The sequence below is a fragment of the Streptomyces sp. NPDC093801 genome, assembly GCF_040701585.1.
In the GTDB taxonomy this organism is placed as follows: Bacteria; Actinomycetota; Actinomycetes; order Streptomycetales; family Streptomycetaceae; genus Streptomyces.
Genome location: NZ_JBFBDP010000008.1, coordinates 228,597 through 252,178, shown reverse-complemented (window position 1 = coordinate 252,178; position 23,582 = coordinate 228,597). Strand labels below are relative to the sequence as shown.

Sequence of the window (23,582 nt, the reverse complement as noted above, 5' to 3'; positions counted from 1 at the left end):
AGCAAGCCCCCCTAGAGTTCGGGCCATGACGGTCCTGCCTGACGACGGGCTCTCCCTGGCCGCCGAGTTTCCTGACGCGACACATGAGCAGTGGCAACGCCTCGTCGAAGGCGTACTGCGCAAGTCGGGCAAGGAAGTCTCCGGCGAGGCAGCGGAAGCAGCACTGTCCACGACGCTCGAGGACGGGCTCACCACCCGCCCGCTGTACACGGCGCCCTCGGGCGCGGACGCCAAGGCCCGCAGCACCGGGTTCCCCGGCTTCGCGCCCTTCGTCCGCGGCGGCACCCCGGACGGCACCGGCACCTCCGGCTGGGACGTGCGCCAGCGGATCGCGGGCAGCGACCCCGTACGCGTCAACGAGGCGGCACTGGCCGACCTGGAGAACGGCACCACCTCCCTCTGGCTGACCGTCGGCCGCGCCGGCATCCCCGTCGCCGGACTCGCCCGCGCCCTGGACGGGGTCTACCTCGACCTGGCACCCGTCGCCCTCGACGCCGGCGCCGAATCCGCCGAAGCCGCCCGCGCGTTGCTCGCCCTGTACGCGGAGCGCGGGGTGGCCCCGGAGGCCGCCGTCGCCGCGCTCGGCATCGACCCGCTGGGCCACGAGGCCCGTACCGGCGAGGCCCTGGACACCGCCCCCGCGGTCGAGCTGGCCCGCGACGCGGCCGCCTCCTGGCCGGGCGTGCGCGCCCTGGCCGTGGACGCCCTGCCGTACCACGAGGCCGGCGGCTCGGCCGCCGAGGAGCTCGGGCTCTCCCTGGCCACCGGCGTCGCGTACCTGCGCGCCCTCACCGAGGGCGGACTCTCCGCCGAAGCCGCCTTCGGGCAGCTGGAATTCCGCTACGCCGCGACCGCCGACCAGTTCCTCACCATCGCCAAGCTGCGCGCCGCCCGCCGCCTGTGGGCCCGGGTCGCCGAGGCCTGCGGGGTCCCGGAGGCCGGCGCCCAGCGGCAGCACGCCGTCACCTCGCCGGTGATGATGACCCGCCGCGACCCGTGGGTGAACATGCTGCGGACCACCGTCGCCTCCATGGCGGCCGGCGTGGGCGGCGCGGACTCCGTCACCGTGCTCCCGTTCGACAGCGAACTGGGCCTGCCGGACGCCTTCGCCCGGCGCATCGCCCGCAACACCTCCACCATCCTCCTGGAGGAGTCGCACCTGGCCCGGGTGATCGACCCCGCCGGCGGCTCCTACTACGTGGAGCAGCTCACGGACGAACTGGCGCACGCCGCCTGGGAGTTCTTCCAGACCGTCGAGCGGGCCGGCGGCCTGCCCGCCGCGCTCCGCTCCGGGCTGGTCGCGGAGCGCCTCGCCGCCACCTGGGCCGCGCGTTCGAAGAAGCTGGCCACCCGCCGCGAACCGATCACCGGTGTCAGCGAGTTCCCGCTGCTGTCGGAGAAGCCGGTCGTGCGCGAGGCCGCGCCCGCGGCCCCGGGCGGGGGCCTGCCCCGGGTGCGCCGGGACGAGGCGTACGAGGCGCTGCGCGCCCGCAGCGACGCGCACCTGGAGTCGACGGGCTCCCGCCCGAGGGTGTTCCTCGCCGCCCTGGGCCCGGCCGCCGCGCACACCGCGCGGGCCACCTTCGCCTCGAACCTGTTCCAGGCGGGCGGCATCGAGCCCGTGCACGACCCGGTGTCGGTGGACGCGGCGACCGCCGCCGAGGCGTACGCGGCGAGCGGCGCGGACGGCGTGGCGGTCCTGTGCTCCAGCGACGCGCTGTACGAGGAGCAGGCCGGGGCGGTGGCGGCGGCGCTGCGCGCGGCCGGCGCGTCGACGGTGTTCCTCGCGGGCAGGCCCGGCACCTCGGCCGGCGCCGTGGACGCGTACGTCTTCGCCGGCTGCGACGCGGTCGCCGTGCTGTCCTCCGTACTCGACCGGATGGGAGTCGCGCTGTGAGCGGCATGAGCAGCATCCCCGATTTCTCCGGGCTCGCCCTCGGCGGGACGGTTCCGGCCGCCACCGAGGACCAGTGGCGCGCGGCGGTGAAGGAGTCCACCGGGGCCGCCACGGGCGACCTGGTGTGGGAGACCCCCGAGGGCATCGGCGTCCAGCCGCTGTACACCGGGCGGGACCTGGAGGGCCTGGACTTCCTGGGCACGTACCCGGGCGTGGCCCCGTACCTGCGCGGCCCGTACCCGACGATGTACGTGAACCAGCCCTGGACGATCCGCCAGTACGCCGGGTTCTCCACGGCCGAGGAGTCCAACGCCTTCTACCGGCGCAACCTCGCGGCCGGCCAGAAGGGCCTGTCGGTGGCCTTCGACCTGCCGACGCACCGCGGCTACGACAGCGACCACCCGCGCGTGACGGGCGACGTCGGCATGGCGGGCGTGGCGATCGACTCGATCTACGACATGCGGCAGCTGTTCGACGGCATCCCGCTGGACAAGATGTCGGTGTCGATGACGATGAACGGCGCGGTGCTGCCGGTCCTCGCCCTGTACATCGTGGCGGCGGAGGAGCAGGGCGTCTCCCCCGACAAGCTCGCCGGGACCATCCAGAACGACATCCTCAAGGAGTTCATGGTCCGCAACACCTACATCTATCCGCCGAAGCCCTCGATGCGGATCATCTCGGACATCTTCTCCTTCACCTCGCAGAAGATGCCGCGGTACAACTCCATCTCGATCTCCGGCTACCACATCCAGGAGGCGGGGGCCACGGCCGACCTGGAGCTGGCCTACACCCTCGCCGACGGCGTGGAGTACCTGCGGGCCGGTCAGGGCGCCGGGCTGGACGTGGACGCGTTCGCGCCGCGCCTGTCGTTCTTCTGGGCGATCGGCATGAACTTCTTCATGGAGGTCGCCAAGCTGCGCGCGGCGCGCCTGCTGTGGGCGAAGCTCGTCAAGCAGTTCGACCCGAAGAACGCCAAGTCCCTCTCCCTGCGCACGCATTCGCAGACCTCGGGCTGGTCGCTGACCGCGCAGGACGTGTTCAACAACGTGACGCGGACCTGTATCGAGGCGATGGCCGCGACCCAGGGCCACACCCAGTCGCTGCACACCAACGCCCTCGACGAGGCCCTGGCCCTGCCGACGGACTTCTCGGCGCGCATCGCCCGCAACACCCAGCTGCTGCTCCAGCAGGAGTCGGGGACCTGCCGGTCGATCGACCCGTGGGGCGGCAGCGCGTACGTGGAGAAGCTGACGTACGACCTGGCGCGCCGGGCCTGGCAGCACATCCAGGAGGTCGAGGCGGCCGGCGGCATGGCGCAGGCCATCGACGCCGGCATCCCGAAGCTGCGCGTGGAGGAGGCCGCGGCCCGTACCCAGGCGCGGATCGACTCGGGCCGCCAGCCGGTGATCGGCGTCAACAAGTACCGCGTGGAGAACGACGAGCAGATCGACGTCCTCGTGGTCGACAACTCCTCGGTGCGCGCGCAGCAGATCGCGAAGCTGCGGCGGCTGCGCGAGGAGCGCGACGAGGCGCGCACCCAGGACGCGCTGCGGGCGCTGACGAACGCCGCCGAGCGCGGGGCCGGCCAGGGCCTGGAGGGCAACCTGCTCGCCCTGGCGGTGGACGCGGCCCGGGCCAAGGCCACGGTCGGTGAGATCTCGGACGCCCTGGAGAAGGTGTACGGGCGGCACGCGAGCCAGATCCGTACGATCTCGGGTGTGTACCGCACCGAAGCAGGCGAGTCCCCGTCCCTGGAGCGCACCCGTGCGCTCGTCGACCGGTTCGAGGAGGCGGAGGGCCGCCGTCCGCGCATCCTGGTCGCGAAGATGGGCCAGGACGGCCACGACCGCGGCCAGAAGGTGATCGCGACGGCCTTCGCCGACCTGGGCTTCGACGTGGACGTGGGCCCGCTGTTCCAGACCCCGGCGGAGGTGGCCCGCCAGGCCGTCGAGGCGGACGTCCACGTGGTGGGCGTCTCGTCGCTGGCGGCCGGCCACCTGACCCTCGTACCGGCGCTGCGCGAGCAGCTGGCGGAAGAGGGCCGTGAGGACATCATGATCGTGGTGGGCGGTGTCATCCCGCCGGCCGACGTCCCCACGCTGCTGGAGATGGGCGCCGCGGCGGTGTTCCCGCCCGGCACGGTCATCCCGGACGCGGCCCACGACCTGGTGACGCGGCTCGCCGCGGACCTGGGCCACGAGCTGTAGGCGGACGCGGGATGCCCCCGAAGATCGACATCGACGTGTACGTGAAGGGAGTGCTCGACGGGAAGCGCGCGCACATCGCGCGCGCCATCACCCTCGTCGAGTCCACCCGGGCCGACCACCGGGCCCTGGCCCAGCGGCTGCTGACCGAGCTCCTGCCCCACTCGGGGAAGGCGCGCCGGATCGGCATCAGCGGGGTGCCGGGGGTGGGCAAGTCCACCTTCATCGACGCGTTCGGCACGATGCTGACGGGCCTCGGGCACCGGGTGGCCGTCCTCGCGGTCGACCCCTCGTCCACGCGGACGGGCGGCTCCATCCTGGGCGACAAGACCCGGATGGAGCGCCTGTCGGTGGACCCGGCGGCCTTCGTGCGCCCCTCGCCCTCGGCGGGGACCCTGGGCGGGGTCGCGAAGGCCACCCGGGAGTCGATGATCGTGATGGAGGCGGCGGGCTACGACGTGGTCCTCGTCGAAACGGTCGGCGTGGGCCAGTCGGAGACCACGGTGGCGGGCATGGTGGACACCTTCCTCCTCCTCTCCCTGGCCCGTACGGGCGACCAGCTCCAGGGCATCAAGAAGGGCGTCCTGGAACTGGCGGACGTCCTCGCGGTGAACAAGGCGGACGGCCCGCACGAACGCGACGCGAAGGCCGCCGCCCGGGAGCTTTCGGGCGCGCTGCGCCTGATGCACCCGGCGGACGCGGCGTGGACCCCGCCGGTCCTGACGTGCAGCGCGCGGGAGTCGACGGGTTTGGACGAGCTCTGGAACCGCCTGGAACAGCACCGGACGGTCCTGGAGACGGGCGGCCGGCTGGCCGCCAAGCGGGCGGCGCAGCAGGTGGAGTGGACCTGGTCGATGGTCCGCGACGCACTGCTGGAACGCCTGAAGGCGGACCCCGCGGTACGGGAACTGGCCCCGGCCCTGGAGGCGGCCGTCCGCGCGGGCACGGTCACGGCCACATCGGCGGCGGACCGGATCCTGTCGGCGTTCGGGGGGTGACGGGGAGGGCGCGGCCCGGGTTCCGGGCCCGCGCCGGGGTCATCCGTCCTGCCGCCCACGCCACTTCACCGAGACACCGCGCAGGAGGTCGGCCCCACGGACCCGGTCCCCGTCCACGGCGATGTACAGCTCCTTCAACCCGGCCAGCACCGCCAGCGGGGCGAGGTCCACGGCCTCGTCCCCGTCGGCGTCATCGACGATCCGGCAGCCCTGCAGCCCGGGAAAGAGCTTCGCCAGCCGGTGGATGGTGCCCTGGAGGGGCACCTGCCCGTCTCCGAAGAGCCCCAGGTCGGTGACACGGGGAAGAACGGCGTTCGCGGGTACGGAGCGCAGTGCCGCGGTGGACACCCTGAGGGACTTCAGGGGCAGGGCCACGAGCTCCTGCCAGTCCTCGGAGGAGACCGGGCTGGAGACGTCGTCGAGCACCAGCTCCACGAGCCCGGACGATGCCGAGAGTCCCTTGAGCCCGTCCACCGGACGCACGTGCCCCGAGAGCTGGAGCGTGCGGAGCGGTGCCTCCACGGGCAGGTCCCGCACCGACCAGCTCGCACCGGAAGTGTTCTCGATCTCCAGGCTCTTCAGCTGCCGCATCCCCGAGATCGGCCGCAGATCGAGGTCCGGCCTGGAACCGAAGACGGCGAGACGTTCGATCGGCATGCCGTCGAGCGCCGAGATGTCCGTCAACTCCAGGCAATCGGCGAGGCAGAGAGTCACCGGAGCGGACGCCGGTGTGAGGAAGGCCAGATCGGACATCGCGACGCCCTGGAGCCCGAGGTAGGCGGGGCGGTACGGGACCAGGAACCTCGCCAGGGCCGCGGCGGAGACCCCGTGCCGGATGTCCAAGTGTTCCGGACGGACCGTCAGGCGTGCCAGCTGCTGCAGCTGTTCGTCTGTCCGGATGGTGTACAGCAGATCGGTCGCGTCCAGCCGGGTGATCACCTCGTCCGCGTAGTCGGAGCAGTCGAAGCGTGCCCAGGACCACATGAGCTGGGAACGAACAGAGGTGGAGGGATGCCTGGCGAACTGGGCGAGGAAGGGGACCGCAGCCTCCGACGCCACGTGCGAGGCCGCGATGACCACGTGGTAGGCGCCCGTGTCGGAGAGCTCCTCCGGGCCGGGGAGGAGCCCCAGGACCAACGGGCCGAGGTCGGCCAGGGCCCGAGCCCCGTCCTCGCTCCCCGGCGGAATGAGCGACGCGGTACGCGTCTCCACCTCGTGGCGCATCTCGGGTGCGAGGGTCGTCGCCTGTTCCAGACAGGCGGCCGCCAGCAGGTAGACGCGCGCCTGCGTGCGCAGGTCGGCCGAGTCGTCCCCCAGGGCCAGCAGGTCGCGGAAGATCGCGACTCGTTCGGCCGGCCGGGCGAGGGCGACCGCCATGCGGATGACGTCCTCCCACTGGTCGTCGCCGGCGTGGGCGGTGAGCAGCCCGAAGTCGCCGTCCTCCACGGCCGCGCGGGCGCCGAGGAAGTCCTGGAAGGTGCGGTGGACGAAGTCCACCGTGCCGGGGGCCGGTTCGCGGAGCAGGCCGCTGCGCTGGAGGAAGTGCTCGAAGACCACGGGCGCCCCGCCCAGGGCGGCGGCCTCGGGGACGGAGGGGAGGGCCCGGGAGATGATGTCCTCGGCCCGTGAGCGGTCCATTTCCGTCCGGCCGTTCTTGATCAGCCAGTACGCGAGCCGTTGGAGCAGGGCGAGCTGCGGTTCCTCCCGGAGGTCGGGGAGGCGCATGTCGCGCTCGCGGTCGCGGCGGCTGAGCAGCATGGACAGGGCGGCCTCGTAGAGGTCCTTGCGACCGTGCGGGAGGTAGCCGCGCCGGTCCCGGTGGAGGGCGCAGATCAGTCCGCACATCAGGGGGTTGGTGGCGAGCCGCCCGAGGTCGGGCTTGAGACGCACGGAGGCGAGCAGCTGGGCCTCGTACGACTCCAGTTCCCCGTCCTCCTCCGCGCCCTGGCGGGCCGCCGCGTGCCAGCGCCTGATGAAGGCGGCGACCTCGGCGGGCCCCATCGCGGACAGGGTCAGCTCGGTGAACCCGTCCTCGGCGAGCCAGTCCACGCCCACGGCGGAGGGCCGGGAGGTGACCAGCCAGCGGTTGTCGCCGTCGTACAGGTCCATCAGGTCCCGCAGCCAGGTGCGCGTCCGTGCGCGCTCGGCGTCGGGCACCTCGTCGATGCCGTCGACGAGGACCAGGCCCCGCCCCGCCGAGAGCACCCGGTGCGCCCATCCGTCGGGCTGGCTCCCGCCGAGCGGGCAGCCGGCGGCGGTGAGGAAGTCCCGCGGCGCGGGGAGCCGTTCGCCGTGGCGGGTCAGGGTGCGCAGGGGCAGGACGAAGGGGATGCGGTCCTCCAGGTACGCCATCCGCGGCGGGAGGTCCTGCCGGGCCGCGGAGACGGCCAGCCACTGCACCAGGGTGGTCTTGCCGGACCCGGCCTCTCCGCGCAGCAGGACCCGATGGGAACCGGCCAGTGCCTGGTCGGCGGGCTGTGCCCTGGGAGCGTGGGCGAGGGCTTGGAGGACCTGTTCGGCCCTGTCGACGTCGACGGCCCCTTCCACCTGGAACACGCCCGAGGGGTGGTCGTACGGGGCCTCCGCGTCGAGCCACCTGGCCGGGACCTCCGTCACGCCGGGCAGCCCGGTCGCCTCCAGGCTCAGGTACGCCGCGTCCAGCGGCCACCGCGTCGGCGAACTGCCGAGGTCGATGCCGTAGATGGTCAGCTTCGCGTGCCTGCGGGCGACGTACGGCAGGTACTCCGCCTCGAACGCCGCGTCCTGCGCGCCCGGGAGCGGGTCGCGGCGGATCAGTTCGTCCACCTTGGCCGTCAGCTCCGCGATCCCCCGGGTCTGCTCCACCAGGGCGTGGGCGACGAAGGTCGAGCGCTGGGTGAAGAAATGGAGGATGTGCAGGCAGGCGGCTTCGAGCAGCCGCTCGTAGAAGTACGTCCCGTCCGCGGTCAGTTCGCGTTCGGGTCGGTCGGCCGCACCGCGCAGCGCACGGGCGAAGGCCGTGGCGCCGAGGCGGACGGCGTCGACGTCGGACATCGTCAGGTCGCCCAGCGCGTGCAGGGTGGCGGCGAGGGCGTCGGCCACCGCCTGCTGCTCGTCGGCGGCGACGGGGCGTTCGCCCGTACGCAGGGCCTGGCGGACCAGCTTCCCGGCCAGGGAGCGCAGGTCGGACTCGGTCAGGGAGCGCTTCTCCCCGCGGAACGAGACGTAGCCGGAGATCCGGACCGGCTTGTCGACGAGGCCCGCGCCGGGGCCCTCCGTGACGAAGAGCTTCCTGACGAGCGGGCCGATGGCCGCAGAGGCCAGGCGGCTGCCGATGATCCCGGGCTCCATCTGCGCGTCCCCCCGCGACGTCGTGATCGTTGCGGGGGAATCCTATGGCGCCCGGGACGCGGGCGGGCCGGAAAGGCTACGCGTCGACGAGGACCGGGTCCTCCTCGGACAGGGACGCGCGCAGGACGCGGGCCTGTTCGACCGGGCTGTCGGAGGACAGCAGCGCGGAGAGGACCGCGATGCGGGCCTGGCCGGCGCGCAGGGTGCCGGTGGGGACGGCGCCGGCGGCGACCAGGTCGACCGCGCCGCCGTGCGTGTAGATCTCGGTGACCGGGCCGGCCGGGACACGGGTGGTCAGGGCGACGAGGACACCGCGGGACACGGCCTCCCGGACCGCCTCGACGATCTCCGGGGTGGCGTTGCCCGCGCCGGTGCCGACGAGGACGATGCCCCGGGCGCCTGCCGCGACGGCGGCGTTCAGGAGCACCGGGTCGCCGTCGGCGTGGTGCATGACCATGTCCACGCGCGGCGGGAGCTCCGGCATCGCGGGCAGGGCCAGGGCCTGCGGGCGCTGCGGCTGCCGCAGGACGGTGACCTTGCCGAAGCCGACCTTGCCGAGGAGCTCGCGGGAGGGGTCCGCGAACGCGTCCAGGGCCACGGCCTGGGTCTTCATGGTGCCGCGGGCGGCGTGCACACGGCCGGCGAAGGCGATCAGGACGCCGAGCCCGCGCGTGGTGGCGGCGGTCAGCAGGGCGTCGTAGAGGTTGCCGGGACCGTCGCCCTCGGTGGAGCCCATGGGCAGCTGCGAGCCGGTGAAGACGACGCTGCGGGCGTCGTGGTGGTGCAGGTCCACCAGGAAGGCGGACTCCTCCAGGGTGTCCGTGCCGTGGGTGACGACGATGCCGTCGACGGCGGGGTCGGCGAGGACCTCGTGGACGGTGCGCAGCAGGGTGAGCTGGTGGGCGGTGGTGAGGCGGGGGCTGTTCACGCTGAACAGGTCGACGACCTCGACGGCGATGCCCTCGGGCAGTGGCGCGGTGGCCATGACCTCGCGGCCGTCCGCCTCGGCGGCGAAGCCCGAGCCCGTCCACCGGCTGGCTATCGTCCCGCCGGTGCTGATGACGACGATGCGCCCCATGGCCACCCTTCCCTGACGTCTGGACCCCGGAGGCGGGGTTCGCACAAAGTTCCTAGAAGGGGCAATGATAGTGAGATCTACGCGCAATGCGATTGCGCGTTGTCAGCATCCCGTGACAAACCCTGGGGGATAATTGCGCGATGGACGCCATTGACCGTGAAATCTTGCGTGAGCTCCAGCGCGACGGCCGGCTCAGCAACCAGGAGCTGGCCCAGCGGGTCGGCCTGACCCCCTCCCCCTGCATGCGCCGGGTGCGGCAGCTGGAGCAGGACGGGGTGATCCAGGGCTACCGCGCCGTGATCGACCCCGAGGCGGTCGGCCGCGGCTTCGAGGTCCTGGTGTCGGTGGAGGTCCGCCGCGACCGCGAGGCGGTCGAGGCCTTCGAGGCGGCCCTCCAGGACATCCCCGACGTGATCGAGGCCTACCGGCTCTTCGGCAGCCCCGGCTGCCTGCTGCGCATCGCCGTCAACGACCTCCGCGCGTACGAACGCCTGTGGATCGAGCGCCTGACGGCCCTCTCGGGGGTCACGGAGGTCAACTCCCAGATCATCATGAAGCGCATCAAGGAACCCACGGGCCTGCCGGTCTGAGGCCCGCCCGCGGGGGCTTCACCCCGCGAGGTCCGTCAGCAGCACGTCCACCACGGCCTCCTCCTCGACGCGCAGGGCGTGCTCGGCGAGGGCGAGCGCCAGGCCGGGGTCCCACGGCGACGGCGCCGGTTTCCCGTCCAGCGGGCGCAGGTCCGGTCCGGCGGCCGCCACGGCTGCACGGTAGTCGTCGGCGGAGTAGCGCCAGGGCCGCCACGGCACGTGCCCCGACAGCGTCGTGGCGATGCGCAGGCCTCCCCAGTCGAAGTCGCCGTGGTAGCGGAAGGCGGCACCGAGCTCGTGCAGGGAGGCGAGGAGGGTCAGCGCGGCGGCCGACGGCTGGCCCTGGACGCATATCAGCGGTCGGGCGCCCGGCCCGTGGTGGTCCGCCGCGGCCGAGAGGACCGCGGGGTTCTCGCAGACGTGGACCACGGGCGGGGCCGTCCGCGGCGGACGGCGGGAGAGCTGACGGAGCGTGAGGACGCACGGCTCGCCCGCGTCGGCCATCCAGTCCAGGGCCCGGGTCCCGCGGAGGTTGAGGGTGAGTACCGTCGAGGACACGTCGTCCCGCAGCAGGCCGGCCGAAGCCCATGCGGCTCGCCGCCAGGCCGCTCCCGCACCGTCGGGATGGCCGGTCAGAGCGCGGGCGCCGGAGAGCGCGAGGGCGGCTCCCGGCGTCCCGTCGTCGAGCGCGTGGGCGCTCCCCAGGACCTCCGCGGCGAACACCGGCAACGACCGCGCCGGTGCGACGGGCAGCTCCCGCAGGACGCGGACGGTCTGCTCCACCAGCAGACGGGCGGCGGCGGGAGTGCGGGCGAGCCGGCGCACGACGCCGTCCTCACGCACGCGGACGGCCCAGGCGGCGTACGCCGGAAGCTCCTCGGCCAGCAGGGTCAGCGGCGCGTACGCCTCCCCCCAGGCCCGGTCCTCGCTGCGGCGGACCTCCTGGAGCGGGACGACCCGCCCGGTGAGCACCGTCACGGCCGTCTCCAGGCCCTCCGGGCTGATGCCCGATCTGACCAGCACGGCCTCGACGGCGTCGAGCCGGACCGTCAGCGCCCTGCCGGCGCCCGGTGCCCGGCCCAGCAGCCTCTCGGCCGCCGCCCGTTCGGCCGGGTTCGGGGCCGCCAGCGAGACCGACCCGGTGAGGGGCTGCCCGCGTTCCAGGCGTCGGCGTACCCGCTCCACCAGCCAGGCCAGGTCCTCGCCGCCGAGGAGGCGGCGCAGGCGGGCTTCGTCCACCGGAGGACCGCTCATGCCCACAGGGTCTCCTGCTCGGCCGTTCGCACCGGGTCCTCACGGCGCGTGCGGGCCGTGCCGTCCCACTCCCAGCGGGTGACCAGGACCGCGGCCACCTCGTCGACGCGGGCGAGCTGGGCGATGGCGATGCCCGGCACCTGCGGATAGCAGGCCCACTCCCGCTCGCTGGTCATGACCACGTCCAGATCGAAGGCGTACAGGAGCCCGAGGCACTTGGCGCGAGAGTCGTCGTCCACCCCCGCGAACGCCTCGTCCAGGGTCACCAGGCGCGGCGCGTACGGGCTGCCCGCGCTCGCGTAGTGCGAGGAGGCGGCGGCGAACAGGGGGACGGAGACGGCCAGGACGCGTTCGCCTCCGGAGGCGGGTCCCGTGGCGGGTACCCAGCGGCCGTGCTGCTGGCGCTCGACGGCGAACTCGTGCCAGGAGCGGTAGTCGAGGGCCGCGGTGAGGTGCTCCAGCCAGCTGCCGGCCGCGTCCTCGGTCTGCTGGCGGGCGATCTGCGTCTGCAGGAACTCGCCGACCGCGGCCCGGTCCCCGGCCGTCCAGGCATCGGCCGTCTGCAGCAGTCGGCCGCGGGCCTGGGCGAGGCCGGCCGGGGCCTTGCGGGAAGGCCGCCACACCAGGCGCAGCCTCATGCCGGTGGAGGTGGGCCGTTCCTCCAGCTCGGCGTTCATGGCCAGTACCTGCCGCTCGGCCGCCGCGATCAGCTCCTGGAGCGTGCCGGCCACCTCCGTGATGAGGTGGGTCTCGAGGATCTCGCGCTCGTGTGCGGAGAGGATGCGGGTGAGTTCGCCGACCTCGACCGCGAGCGCCTCGGCGAGTGCGGGGACGGTGCGCTCACGGCCCTGGTAGACGATGTCGACGATCATGCCGTCCTCGACCATGCGCGCCGAGGCGGTGTTGCCGTGCCGCGACAGTGCGTCCTGGAGGATTTTGAACTCCTCGCTGAGACGGCGCTGCACCCGTTCCCAGGCACCGTCCGAGTCGTCCGTCGCGGACAGCTCCGATTCGAGGGCGCGGGCCAGGGCGATGGCCGGGGTGGGCGCCCACGGGCCGTCGTCCGCGGCAGGTACGGCGAGTTCGGGGAGCGCGACCGTGATCAGCCCCGTGGCCGTGAAGCGCTGGAGTGCGGCGATGGCCTCGGAGCGCGCCGCGGCGGCTTCGGCGACGTCCTTCTCCAGCTGTTCGATGCGCCCCTCGGCCCGGCTGGCCCGTCGGTCCGCGTCCTTGTGCCGCTCCCGGGCGCGCTGCTCGTCGGCGGCGCAGCCGCGCAGGGCTTGCGCGGCCTCGGCGAGCAGCCGCTCCAGCTCCGCGACGGCGGCGCCGACGGTCGCACGCAGGGTGGCGAGCCGCTCGTCCGCGGCGGCCGCCTCACGGACGGCCGCCTCCGTACGCAGGGCGAGTTCGGCGGTCCGCTCCCCCGCCCGGACCGCCTCCTCGCGTTCCTCGTCCGCCTGCCGGGACGCCTCGCTCCGTTCACGGAGTACGGGCCACAGGCCGGCCAGGACGACGTCGAGTTCGGCGAGGGCCTGCCGTACGGCAGCCAGCGCGGGCCGGTCCGGGGGCAGTCCCAGGTCGGCTGCGGTCTCCTCCAGTTCGGCGGTCGCCGCCTCGGCCCGCTCGGCGGCGGCCGTCGCCTCGGCGGCCCGCTCGTCGCGCCGTGCCCGGGCCCGGCGCACGGTGTCCGCGGCAGCCGCGGCGTCGGCGTGCGCCCTGATCAGGGGGGCGTCGTCGGGTACGGCTCCCAGCTCGGCGTCGAGCGTGCTCCGGCGGCCCGCCACCGCCTGCAGCTGCGCGTCGGCTTCGGCCGACTCCTGGCGCAGGAGGAAGAGTTCGGCCCGCAGGGCTGCGATCCGGGTCCGCCTCGCGGCCTCCCGGGCGCCCTCTCCGATGTACTCGGCGGCGGGTTTGGCCCACCGGCCCGTGAGGGCGCCGACGCGGTGGCGTCCGTCCGGTGCGACCCAGGTGCCGCCCGCGGTCCCGGTGCCGGCAGGGCCGGCGTGCGGTACGCCGCCGGACGGTGCCGCCTCCCCGGGAGCCCCGCCGAGGCCGATCGCCTCCAGCAGCCGGGCCACCGACTCCACGCCGACCCGTGCCGCCTGCGCGTCGCCGTGGTCCACGGCAGGGCGCAGGACGTCGGCGAGCGACGGCCCCCCGACCGGTCCGGCGTCCGGGGCGAGGAGCACGTCATGGCCGTCCGCGGCGAGGGCCGCGCCGTCGGGGCGCACCCACGCGTCCAGCAGCCCGGACGCCTCCAGGGCGGCCTCCAGGCCGGCGCGGTCGCGGTCCGCGACCTCGTCGCGGAAGTCGATGAGCCGCCACAGAGGGGCACCGGGCGCCCGGTCCCGGACGCCGGGACTGCGGGTGTACGGCGCCTGCGGCCCGCGTCGGCCGCCGGACTCCAGCCCGGCGAGTTCCCGCTCCGCCGCGCCGGTACGGGCGGCCAGGCCGGCCCGGTGCTGCGCCGATTCCGCCGCCCGGTCGGCGAGGACCGCCGCGGTGGCGCTGTGGGCTTCCGAGGCACGGCGGCGCGCGGGGTAGGGGCCGTCCTGGTGCCGGGTCCACTCCTGGAGCTCGTCCAGGAGGCCGGCGGGATCGGCGTAGGCCAGCTCCCCGCACCGGCCCGCATGCTCCCGTACGGCGTCGACCAGGGCCCCTCCGACGGCCCGCGCCGTGTCCTCGGCCGTGTCCAGCGCCTCGGCGGCGTGCGCCAGCTCGGTCTCCGCCTCGTCGAGCCGCAGTACGGCGGCCCGGCACCCGGCCTTCACCGCTTCGGCCCGGCCGGCGAGGGCCTCCACGTGCGTGAGGGTGCGGTGCCTGCGGTCGGTCGCTCCGGCGGCCGCGTCGCGCAGTTCGGCGACCGTCCGTCCTTCGTCGCCGGGAAGGTCCAGCCGGGCTGTCGCAGCCGTCTCCCGGGCCCGGAGCAGCGTGTCCTGCGCCAGCTTCCGGGCGGCCCCGAGCCGGTTCTGCGCGGCGGCGAGGCGGGCGAGCGCCTTGGTGTGCCGGCCCGAGGCCTCCTGCCCGTCGTCGCGCGCGCGGGCGCAGTCCGTCTCCGCCCGCTCCAGCGCCCGTGCGGCCCGCTCCAGTTCGTGGGCGCTGCGCATCTCGGGACCCTCGCGCAGGGCCGCGTCGGCCGCCTCCAGCCTCGCCCGGGTCTCGGTGAGGGCGGCGATGCGCTCCTCCGCGGCCGTCCGGTCCCCCTCCGCCGCGGTCTTCTGGGCCTGTGCCTCGGCGAGGTCGCGCAGCAGCTGCTCGTACTTCGAGTGTTCGCTGCGCGGGAGGCGGGCGCGACGGCGGGAGGCCGCGCGGGCGTAGCGCCGGTAGTGGTCGAGGAACACGGAGGCGGCCCGTTGGGCGGCTCCGGCCGCCCGCAGCTCCTCCTTCTCCTCGTCCAGGGAGCGGAAGGCTTCGGCCAAGTCCGCGATGACGGCCTGGTCCATCGGCGGAAGGGCCTCGGTGAGGGCGCGGGAGAGGGCGGCCTCGTTGGGGCGCTTGGACAGCTGGGGCTGGCGCAGCTGGATGAGCAGGTCCACGAGGGCCGCGTAGCGTTGTTCTCCGAGGCCGAACAGGGCCTCGTCGACGGCCCGGCGGTAGGCCTTGGCCTGGTCGTGGACCAGGCCGTGCCCGGCGACCGCCTCGATGAGGCGCTCCCGCGACAGGACGGTACCGGTGGCGTCGAGCAGGCTCAGGGTCCCGGCCGCGCGCGCGTCGGCCGGGCCGTGGTCGATCCGCTGCGCGGTCACCGCCCACCAGTGCCGGGCGATACCGCGCCCGCTGACGGCCTTGAGCCCGCACAGGAGCGTGCAGAACTGCTCCTCGCCGCTCACCGCGTCACGGCGGCCGAACTCCACCCAGGTGTAGCCGAGGCGTTCGGAGTGCGGGTGCTCGCCGCCGAGCAGGAGGTTCCACTCCATCCGCTTGCCCGGGTCCCCGTCCGGTTCCACTCGGCGGGCGCTGAGGTCCCCGTCGAGCAGGAAGGGCAGGGTCAGGGCCAGCACCTTGGACTTCCCGGTGCCGTTGTTCCCCCGGAGCAGCAGTCGGCCGTCGCGGAAGTGGAACTCCTCCACGTCGTAGTGGAAGAGGTCGACGAGCCCGATCCGCAGGGGCTGCCAGCGGGGGCGCGCGGGGGCGGGGAGAGGGGGACGGGGGGTCACGGCCGGTGCGCCTTTCGCTGGGCGGGCACCTGCACGGTGCCGGCGGTACGGGGTTCGAGCACGACGGTCTCGCCGACCGCGTAGCGGGCGAGCGCCGGGCGCGGCACGACTCCGCCGGCGGTACGGGTGACCAGGCCGAGGGCGGCCAGCCGGGCGACGGCCTGTTCGGCCAGGTCGCTCTCGGCCCCCGGTTCACGGGCCGACTTGGACCAGAAACCGCCGTGCTCGGCGGCCAGTTCGACCACGCGGCGTTCGAGGTCGGCCAGGGGGACGACCGGTCCCGCGGCCGCCGTGAGGTACTCGGCGAGCAGGAGGGTGACGTGGCCGCGGGTACCCGATTCGGGCATGCGGACATCGGTGAGGTCGTCTTCCGGGTCGACCATGGCGATGCCTTCGGCGCGCACTTCGGCGACCAGGCCGGTCAGTTCGTTGATGCGGGCCGTGAGGAAGCCGCGCTGGCGCGTCAGATAGCCGAGTTCGGCGTCGGTCAGCTCGTCGTAGTAGAGGACGGGGTCGTCGAGCAGCCGCCGGGTCAGCGAGCGGCGCATGGCGCGGAAGCGCAGTTCGTCGCTGTCGAGGGCCGTTTCCGCGGCGAGCTCGGCGAGCCGCGCCTCCAGCGTTTCGGCCCGGACGGTGGACGGTCCCCGGCGGGTGGCGAGAAGGCCTGCGAGCACCCGCCGTTCGACGTCGTACAGGACGTCGCCGGCTCCGCTGACGTAGGCGTCCTCGTCGCCGGCGACGCGCCGCAGCACGCCGAGGTGGAGCAGGAGCCGTACGACGGCGGCCAGGTCGAGCCGCTCGTCACGGCGGTCCAGGGTGAACTCGATGCCGGTCGCGGCCAGCCGGGGGTCCTTGGCGTCGAGCACGATCTGGTCGGCGAGGCGGCCCAGCGCGATCTGTGCCTCTCCGCGTTCCAGGGCGGCGAGGGCGAGGCAGAGCAGGACGTACCGGCGGCGGCTGAAGGGGGCGGCGCTCCGGGTGACCTCGCGCGCCGGATGCGTGGCATCGTCTGGCACCGCGGGGATCTTGCCCAGCCGGGCGGTCTCGGCGTCGACCTGGAGGGACCAGCCGGTGTTGCGGTCGAACCAGTCGCGCAGCTCGGAGGCGTGCCGCCGGACGAGGCGGAACTCGTCGGCGTACGGGCCGTGCGCGAGCAGCAGGGGCTGCTTCAGCAGGGCGCGGGCGGCCTTGCGCCGCTCGGCGGCGTGCTGCCCGTCGAGTACTTCCGCGAGCGGCGTGGTCGTCACGCTCCCTTCCCTCCTCTTCCTTCGCCTTCGCCTTCGGTGAGGTCGACGATCTCGATGATGTGGTCCGGGCCGCGGAAGGTCCCGTCCGGTGTGCGGACCTCGGCCGTCGACCCGTCGTCCGGTGCCGTGAGCCGGATCTCCATGGAGCCGTCGGCGCTGGTGGCCGCCGTGTGCGTCATGCCGGGCCGCCAGGTGGCCAGGGCGTCGCCGAGGAGCTGGAGGAAGAGCCGGAAGCTGAGGGGGTCCAGCTCGCCGAGTCCGGACAGTCGGGTGACGCCGTGGGTGACGAGCCGGGCCCGGGCGGCGGCCGTCTCCGCGGCCTGCTTGGCGGCCGTCTCGGCGAGCAGTCTGCGTGCCTCCTGCCGGTCTTCGACCTTGCGCGGTTTGCCGCGTCGCTCGTAGCTCCCCGTGCGGCGCAGCTGCGGGCTGATCCGCAGCGGAGCGGCGTCGGCCCAGGGCGTGCCCGCCGGCTCGGGGCGGGCGTGGCGGGCGGCCAGCGTCTCGGGGTCCACGGTGAGGTGCCGGGCCGGGTACAGTCCGAACGCGGTGCGCCACAGCCGGTGCCGGGCCTCGTCGTCGGGCGCTTCGGCGAACCAGCGCGCGAGGGTGCGGAAGTCGGCGGAGCGGTCCGAGCGCCCGGCCCTGCGCTCGTTCAGCGACCGTACGACGGCCAGCAGCTGCGGGATCGCGCCCAGCGCGCGGCCGCGCAGCAGCCGGGCCTGCGACTCCCGGCCGTCCCGGCTGAGGAACCAGGCCGCCAGCCCCGCCCACCGGCCGGCCCACCGCTCGTACGCGGCCCGCCCCGCGTACGCCGCCTCCTGCGGGGTGGCGTCCGCCGCCTCGCGGGCGGCCGCGGCACGCAGCAGGAGCTCGATGCTCCCGCCCTCCTCCAGGGAGAGGATCAGCCGGGCGATGCGCCCGCCGAGGGTGATCAGATCCTGGATGAACCGCTCCAGGTACTGGATGAGCTGGTCCTTGTAGGCGAGGAAGACCTCCTCCCCCACGTCGTGGAGGTCGATGGTCCGCTGGAGGGAGCCCATGAACGCCCGCGCGTTGTCGGCGAGCGCGCCGAAGCGGCTCGCGAGCCCGTCCAGCGCCAGATGGGTCTTGGCCGGATCGGGCTCCTCCTCGGCCGCCAGCACGAGCAGGGCGCGCAGCTGCGTCACGATGTCGTGCAGCGCGACCGCCTGCAGCGCGCCCCGCCGCCCGAGCGCCTCGTCGTACGCGGACAGGGCCTGCTCCGCCGCCTCGCCCTCCCGCGTGAGCTGGTAGATGAACCGCTTGCGGTAGAAGTCCTCGACGGCCGTGACCCGTCCGGTGTCCGGATCCGCCCGCAGGTTCCCCCACACCACGAGGCTGTCGAGCGCCTTGACCACGGCGTCGAGCTCGGCCGGCCGGGCTCCGGGTGCCAGCCCCGTGTGCACGTCCTCGGGCCGCAGGTGCACGGCGAACCGCTCCTTGGCGACGAGGAAGACCCGCATCACCGCCCGGTAGAGCAGCACGTTCGGAGCGGTGAGGTGGGCGAAGGGCCCGTACCCGTCGGGCGGGCCCTCCGCCTGCGGAGAAATCATGTCCATTGCCCGCCATCCTCCCGGAATGCCGCCGGTGATCGGCGAGGACGCCGGTACTTGGCCGATTCCCATCGGTCCTGGCCGGGTCCGACCAGCGGGGACACCCCCCACGAGCACGGGCGGGGAACACGCCGAGGCCCACGCCGCGATGCGGGCCGCGCGTGCGCCGAAGGGGCGTCACGCACCGCGCGTGACGCCCCTTCGTCCACCTCGTCCGGACCGCGGATCAGGCGTCGTCGCGGATCGGCTCCAGGATCGCCACGCACTCCACGTGGTGCGTCATCGGGAAGAGGTCGAAGACGCGGAGGGTGCGGACGCGGTAGCCGGCGTCCTTGAAGTAGCCGAGGTCGCGGGCCAGGGCTGCCGGGTCGCAGGCGACGTAGGCGATGCGGCGGGCCGAGAGGCTCGCGATGTGGCGGACCGTCTGCTTGCCGGCGCCCGCGCGCGGGGGGTCCAGGACGATCAGGTCGCACTCGGTGATGCCGGTGCGCGGGAGGGCGGTGTCGACCTTGCCCTGTTCGATGCGGACCCGGGGGAAGTCGGCCAGGTTGTGGCGGGCGTCCTCCACCGCGCGCTTGCCCGACTCGATGCCGAGGACGGCCCCGGTCTCGCCGAGGCGCTCGGCGAGGGCGCCCGCGAAGATGCCGACGCCGCAGTAGAGGTCGAGGGCCATCTCGCCCTTGCGCGGCATCAGGCCCTGCATGACGGCCTTGATCAGGGTGTCGGCGGCCTGCGGGTGGACCTGCCAGAAGCCGCCCATGCCGACGCGGTAGGTGCGGCCGTCGGCGCGCTCGCGGACGAAGGGGCGGCCGTGGACGCGGTGCACCCCGCCGTCCTTCTCCTCCACGCGCAGGACGGAGACCGGCTTGTCGAGCTCGACCAGCGGGAGGCGGCCGCCGGGGCGGGGGGTGAGGACGACCTGGCGGTCGTTCGAGCCGGAGGCGGCGATCGCCTCGACCGAGGCCATGGCGGGCCACGTGCGCTTCTCGATGCCGAGCTCGGTGACGCCCTGCGCGGCGATCATGCAGTGGTCGACGGGCTCGATGTCGTGCGAGCGGTGCTTGCGCAGGCCGACGCGGCCGTCCTCGTCGATGGCGTACTGGACGCGGGTGCGCCACTGCGGGACCTCGCCGGCCGGCAGCTTGTCGCCCTCGGCGGGGGCCACGGTGCCGTCCCAGCCGGCCTCCTCCGGGGTGAGGCCGGCGAGCCGCTTCAGCTGCTCGGCGACGACCTCGCCCTTGAGCCGGCGCTGGGCGCCCGGCTTGGCGTGCTGCCAGTCGCAGCCGCCGCACTTGCCGGGGCCGGCGAACGGGCAGGGGGCCTCGACCCGGTCCTTGGAGGGCGTCAGGATCGTGACGGCGTCGGCGCGCAGGAAGCGGGAGTCCGTCTCGCCCTCCGTCACACGGGCGACGACCTTCTCGCCCGGCAGGGTGTGGCGGACGAAGAGGACGCGGCCGTCGGAGGTCCGCGCGATGCAGTGGCCGCCGTGCGCGACGGGGCCGACCTCGACCTCGTACTCCTCCCCGACCAGTGACTGCTTCTCGTTCTGCTCGGTCATGGTGGGGAGGCTCCAAGGATCAAGGATCAAAGAAAGAAAGAACGGCCGGACGGCCGACCCACCAGTCTACGTGGATCGCGTCCGGCCGTTCGCCACGGTCGGCGCCTACTTCGCCGCGGGGTCCTTCGGACGCTGGCGCGGGGTGTCGACGGGGCCGCGGCGCACCGCGCCCGGGGCGTTCCACTCCTGGCGCTTGCGGGCCCGCCGGCGGGCGAGCTCCGAGGACTCCAGCTGGTAGGGCACCGAGGTGACCATCACGCCGGGGGTGAAGAGCAGCCGGCCCTTGAGCCGCAGGGCGCTCTGGTTGTGCAGCAGGTGCTCGTACCAGCGGCCGACGACGTACTCGGGGATGTAGACGCTGACCGCGTCGCGCGGGTTCTCGCTGCGCAGCCCCTTGACGTACTCGACCACCGGGCGGGTGATCTCGCGGTAGGGCGAGTCGAGGATCTTCAGCGGGACGTTGATCCCGCGCCGGTCCCACTCGTCCTTGAGCGCCTTCGTCTCGGCCGGGTCGACGCTGATGCTGAGCGCCTCCAGGGTGTCCGAGCGGGTCAGCTTGGCGAAGGCCAGGGCGCGCAGGGTGGGCTTGTGGACCTTGGAGACCAGGACGATGGAGTGGACCCGGGAGGGGCGCACGCTGTCGTCGGTGGGGCCCTCGTCCGCGGCGATCTCGGTGGCCACCCGGTCGTAGTGCTTGCGGATGGCGGTCATGGTGCCGTAGAAGATCAGCATGCCCAGCAGGGCGACCCAGGCGCCGTGGGTGAACTTGGTCGCCAGGACGACGACCAGCACGAGCCCGGTGAAGATGCCGCCGAAGGTGTTGATGGCCCGGGAGCGGTGCATCCGGCGGCGGGCGGCCTGGTCGCGCTCGGTCGCCAGGTGGCGGTTCCAGTGCCGGACCATGCCGATCTGGCTGAGCGTGAAGGAGACGAACACGCCGACGATGTAGAGCTGGATCAGCTTGGTGGAGTCGGCGTCGTAGATCCACACCAGCAGCATGGCGGCGCCCGCGAGCAGCACGATGCCGTTGGAGAAGGCGAGCCGGTCGCCGCGGGTGTGCAGCTGGCGCGGCAGGTAGCGGTCCTGGGCGAGGATCGAGCCGAGCAGCGGGAAGCCGTTGTACGCGGTGTTGGCGGCCAGGAAGAGGACGAGGGCGGTGGCCGTCGCCAGGATGACGAACGGGAGGCTGCCGGCCCCGAAGACGGCCTCGGCGACCTGGGAGATCACCGGGTGCTGGACGAAGTCCGCGCCGACGGGGACGCCGTTGTCCAGCAGGTTGGTGGCCGGGGACTCGGCCATGCGCACGTCGGTGGCCATGGCCAGGCCGATGATCCCGCAGAACATGGTGACGGCGAGGCCGCCCATCAGGGCGAGGGTGGTGGCGGCGTTCTTGCTCTTGGGCTTGCGGAAGGCCGGCACGCCGTTGCTGATGGCCTCGACGCCGGTCAGGGCGGCACAGCCGGAGGAGAAGGCGCGCAGCAGCAGGAAGACCAGCGCGAAGCCGGCGAGCCCCTGGTGCTCGGCCTTGATCTCCAGGTGGGCGGTGGGCGCGGTCATGGTGTCGCCCATGACCAGGCCGCGCCAGGCACCCCAGGCGATCATGACGAAGACCGCCCCGACGAACACATAGGTCGGGATGGCGAAGAGTTTCCCGGATTCCTTCACTCCGCGCAGGTTCATCAGCGTGAGGAGCAGAATCATGATGATCGCCGAGAGCACCTTGTGCTCGATGACGAAATCGACGGCGGAGCCGAGATTCTCCACACCGGAGGAAATGGACACGGCGACGGTCAGGACGTAGTCGACGAGCAGGGCGCTCGCGACCGTGAGACCGGCCTTGGGGCCGAGGTTGGTGTTGGCGACCTCGTAGTCGCCGCCGCCGCTGGGGTACGCGTGGACGTTCTGCCGGTAGGAAGCCACGACGGTGAACATCAGCACGACGACCGCGAGCGCGATCCAGGGGCTGAAGTGGTACGCCGACACACCCGCGATCGACAGGACCAGCAAGACCTCGCCGGGGGCGTATGCCACGGACGAGAGCGGGTCGGAGGCGAAGACGGGAAGGGCGATCCGCTTGGGGAGGAGCGTTTCCCCGAGGCGGTCGCTGCGCAGCGCCCGGCCGATCAGGATCCGTTTGGGCACGTCGGTCAGTTTGGACACGCAGAGGATCGTAAGCGTTCGATATCGGACTGACGAACCCCCGCCCCATGATCCTCACCAATGAGCCGCCATTGAGGCACCGGCCGGACCCCAAATGGTCACACTGGTGACCGCCCGTGTGTAGCTTGGGCCATGGTCTGAGACCCTGTTTAGCCAGAGCATGCAATGAGGCTGGAAACCAGCGAGCCGCTGTCAGCCGGAAGGACGGCCGTGCACATCGTCATTATGGGCTGCGGAAGAGTGGGCTCCGCCCTCGCGCAGACCTTGGAACAGCAGGGGCATACGGTCGCCGTGGTCGACCAGGACCCCACCGCATTCCGCAGGCTCGGGGCTTCGTTCGGCGGCCGCCGGGTCACCGGGGTCGGCTTCGACCAGGACACCCTGCGCGAGGCCGGGATCGAGGAGGCGGGAGCCTTCGCCGCGGTCAGCAGTGGTGACAATTCCAACATCATCGCCGCCCGCGTGGCCCGCGAGATGTTCGGTGTGGAGAACGTCGCCGCCCGCATCTACGACCCCAAGCGCGCCGAGGTCTACCAGCGCCTCGGCATCCCCACGGTCGCGACCGTGCGGTGGACCGCCGACCAGATGCTGCGCCGGCTGCTGCCGTCGGGCGCCGAGCCGCTGTGGCGCGACCCGAGCGGCGGCGTCCAGCTCGCGGAGGTGCACACCTCCCCCGCCTGGATCGGCCACAAGGTCAGCAAGCTGCAGGACGAGACGGGCGTGCGTGTCGCGTTCCTCACCCGTCTGGGCGAGGCGATGCTGCCGACGTCGCAGACCGTGCTCCAGGAGGGCGACCTCGTCCACGTGATGATGCGCACGGACGAGATCGACAAGGTCGAGGCGGCCTTCGCCGAGGGCCCCGAGGAGGCACACGCATGAGGGTCGCGATCGCCGGAGCCGGGGCCGTGGGCCGCTCCATCGCGGGCGAGCTGCTGGAGAACGGCCACGAGGTGCTCCTCGTGGACAAGGCGCCGACCGCCATCTCGGTGGAGCGGGTGCCGCAGGCGGAGTGGCTGCTGGCCGACGCCTGCGAGATCACCTCGCTCGACGAGGCGGCGCTGCAGCGCTGCAACGTGGTCATCGCCGCCACCGGTGACGACAAGGTGAACCTGGTCGTCTCCCTGCTCGCCAAGACCGAGTACGGGGTCCCCCGGGTCGTGGCGCGGGTGAACAACCCGAAGAACGAGTGGCTCTTCAACGAGTCCTGGGGCGTCGACGTCGCGGTCTCCACGCCGCGCCTGATGTCGGCCCTGGTCGAGGAGGCCGTCAGCGTCGGCGACCTGGTGCGCCTGCTGCGCTTCAGCCACGGCGACGCCAACCTCGTCGAGCTGACCCTGCCGGCCGACTCCTCGGTCGCGGGCACGCAGATCAGCGAGATCAACTGGCCCGAGGACACCTCGCTGGTGACGATCATCCGCGGCAACCGGGTGCTCACGCCGCACGGCGAGGAGACGCTGGAGCCGGGCGACGAGCTCCTCTTCGTGGCCGCCCAGGCCCGCGAGGGCCAGCTGGAGGACCTCCTCCAGGCCAAGCGCTGA

Annotated in this window: 14 protein-coding genes; 6 read left to right on the top strand and 8 right to left on the bottom strand. The window is 73.4% G+C overall.

The features are described 5' to 3' along the window. Positions 1-25: 25 nt before the first annotated feature. Genes AB0469_RS11645 through meaB form a run of 3 tightly spaced genes read left to right on the top strand, consistent with a single transcriptional unit; the run spans position 26 to position 5,099 of the window. Positions 26-1,897 carry a methylmalonyl-CoA mutase family protein gene (locus tag AB0469_RS11645; protein ID WP_366451146.1) on the top strand — a complete coding sequence of 624 codons (1,872 nt, stop codon included), beginning with the start codon at positions 26-28 and terminating at the stop codon, positions 1,895-1,897. Between the two features lie 5 nt (positions 1,898-1,902). Then, positions 1,903-4,104, top strand: a complete 2,202-nt coding sequence (scpA, locus tag AB0469_RS11640) for a methylmalonyl-CoA mutase (protein ID WP_366451145.1) — start codon at positions 1,903-1,905, stop codon at positions 4,102-4,104. 11 nt (positions 4,105-4,115) lie between these two features. Continuing rightward, positions 4,116-5,099 carry a methylmalonyl Co-A mutase-associated GTPase MeaB gene (meaB, locus tag AB0469_RS11635; RefSeq protein WP_366451144.1) on the top strand — a complete coding sequence of 328 codons (984 nt, stop codon included), beginning with the start codon at positions 4,116-4,118 and terminating at the stop codon, positions 5,097-5,099. Between the two features lie 39 nt (positions 5,100-5,138). On the opposite strand, the gene AB0469_RS11630 is transcribed toward meaB, so the two are convergent. Continuing rightward, positions 5,139-8,429, bottom strand: a complete 3,291-nt coding sequence (locus AB0469_RS11630; protein WP_366451143.1) for an NACHT domain-containing protein — start codon at positions 8,427-8,429, stop codon at positions 5,139-5,141. Positions 8,430-8,505: 76 nt separating this feature from the next. After that, positions 8,506-9,507 (bottom strand): asparaginase, encoded by a 1,002-nt coding sequence (locus AB0469_RS11625; RefSeq protein ID WP_366451142.1) that lies wholly within the window; start codon positions 9,505-9,507, stop codon positions 8,506-8,508. A gap of 140 nt (positions 9,508-9,647) precedes the next feature. Here AB0469_RS11625 and AB0469_RS11620 point away from each other — a divergent pair, with 140 nt between their 5' ends. Continuing rightward, positions 9,648-10,097 (top strand): Lrp/AsnC family transcriptional regulator, encoded by a 450-nt coding sequence (locus AB0469_RS11620; RefSeq protein ID WP_358812219.1) that lies wholly within the window; start codon positions 9,648-9,650, stop codon positions 10,095-10,097. 18 nt (positions 10,098-10,115) lie between these two features. Here AB0469_RS11620 and AB0469_RS11615 read toward each other — a convergent pair whose 3' ends face one another. From AB0469_RS11615 to AB0469_RS11590, 6 genes are all read right to left on the bottom strand, one after another. Next, positions 10,116-11,351 (bottom strand): TIGR02679 family protein, encoded by a 1,236-nt coding sequence (locus tag AB0469_RS11615; protein ID WP_366451141.1) that lies wholly within the window; start codon positions 11,349-11,351, stop codon positions 10,116-10,118. Then, entirely contained in the window at positions 11,348-15,508 is a 4,161-nt protein-coding gene (locus tag AB0469_RS11610; protein WP_366451140.1) for a TIGR02680 family protein, read from the bottom strand. Before AB0469_RS11610 ends, AB0469_RS11615 begins: the two co-directional genes overlap by 4 nt. Further along, positions 15,505-16,755 (bottom strand): TIGR02678 family protein, encoded by a 1,251-nt coding sequence (locus tag AB0469_RS11605; protein ID WP_366451139.1) that lies wholly within the window; start codon positions 16,753-16,755, stop codon positions 15,505-15,507. Before AB0469_RS11605 ends, AB0469_RS11610 begins: the two co-directional genes overlap by 4 nt. Continuing rightward, entirely contained in the window at positions 16,752-18,332 is a 1,581-nt protein-coding gene (locus tag AB0469_RS11600) for a TIGR02677 family protein (protein WP_366451138.1), read from the bottom strand. The genes AB0469_RS11605 and AB0469_RS11600 overlap by 4 nt, the downstream gene beginning before the upstream one ends. 220 nt (positions 18,333-18,552) lie before the next feature. After that, on the bottom strand, positions 18,553-19,884 hold the full coding sequence (locus AB0469_RS11595; RefSeq protein WP_366451137.1) for a TRAM domain-containing protein: 1,332 nt from the start codon (positions 19,882-19,884) through the stop codon (positions 18,553-18,555). 105 nt (positions 19,885-19,989) lie between these two features. Beyond that, positions 19,990-22,044: an APC family permease gene (locus AB0469_RS11590; RefSeq protein WP_366451136.1), complete on the bottom strand. Its 2,055-nt coding sequence runs from the start codon at positions 22,042-22,044 to the stop codon at positions 19,990-19,992. Positions 22,045-22,254: 210 nt separating this feature from the next. Between AB0469_RS11590 and AB0469_RS11585 the strand changes: the two genes are divergently transcribed. Beyond that, positions 22,255-22,923, top strand: coding sequence for a TrkA family potassium uptake protein (locus AB0469_RS11585; protein WP_366451135.1), 669 nt, complete (start codon positions 22,255-22,257; stop codon positions 22,921-22,923). Then, entirely contained in the window at positions 22,920-23,582 is a 663-nt protein-coding gene (locus AB0469_RS11580; RefSeq protein ID WP_366451134.1) for a TrkA family potassium uptake protein, read from the top strand. Before AB0469_RS11585 ends, AB0469_RS11580 begins: the two co-directional genes overlap by 4 nt.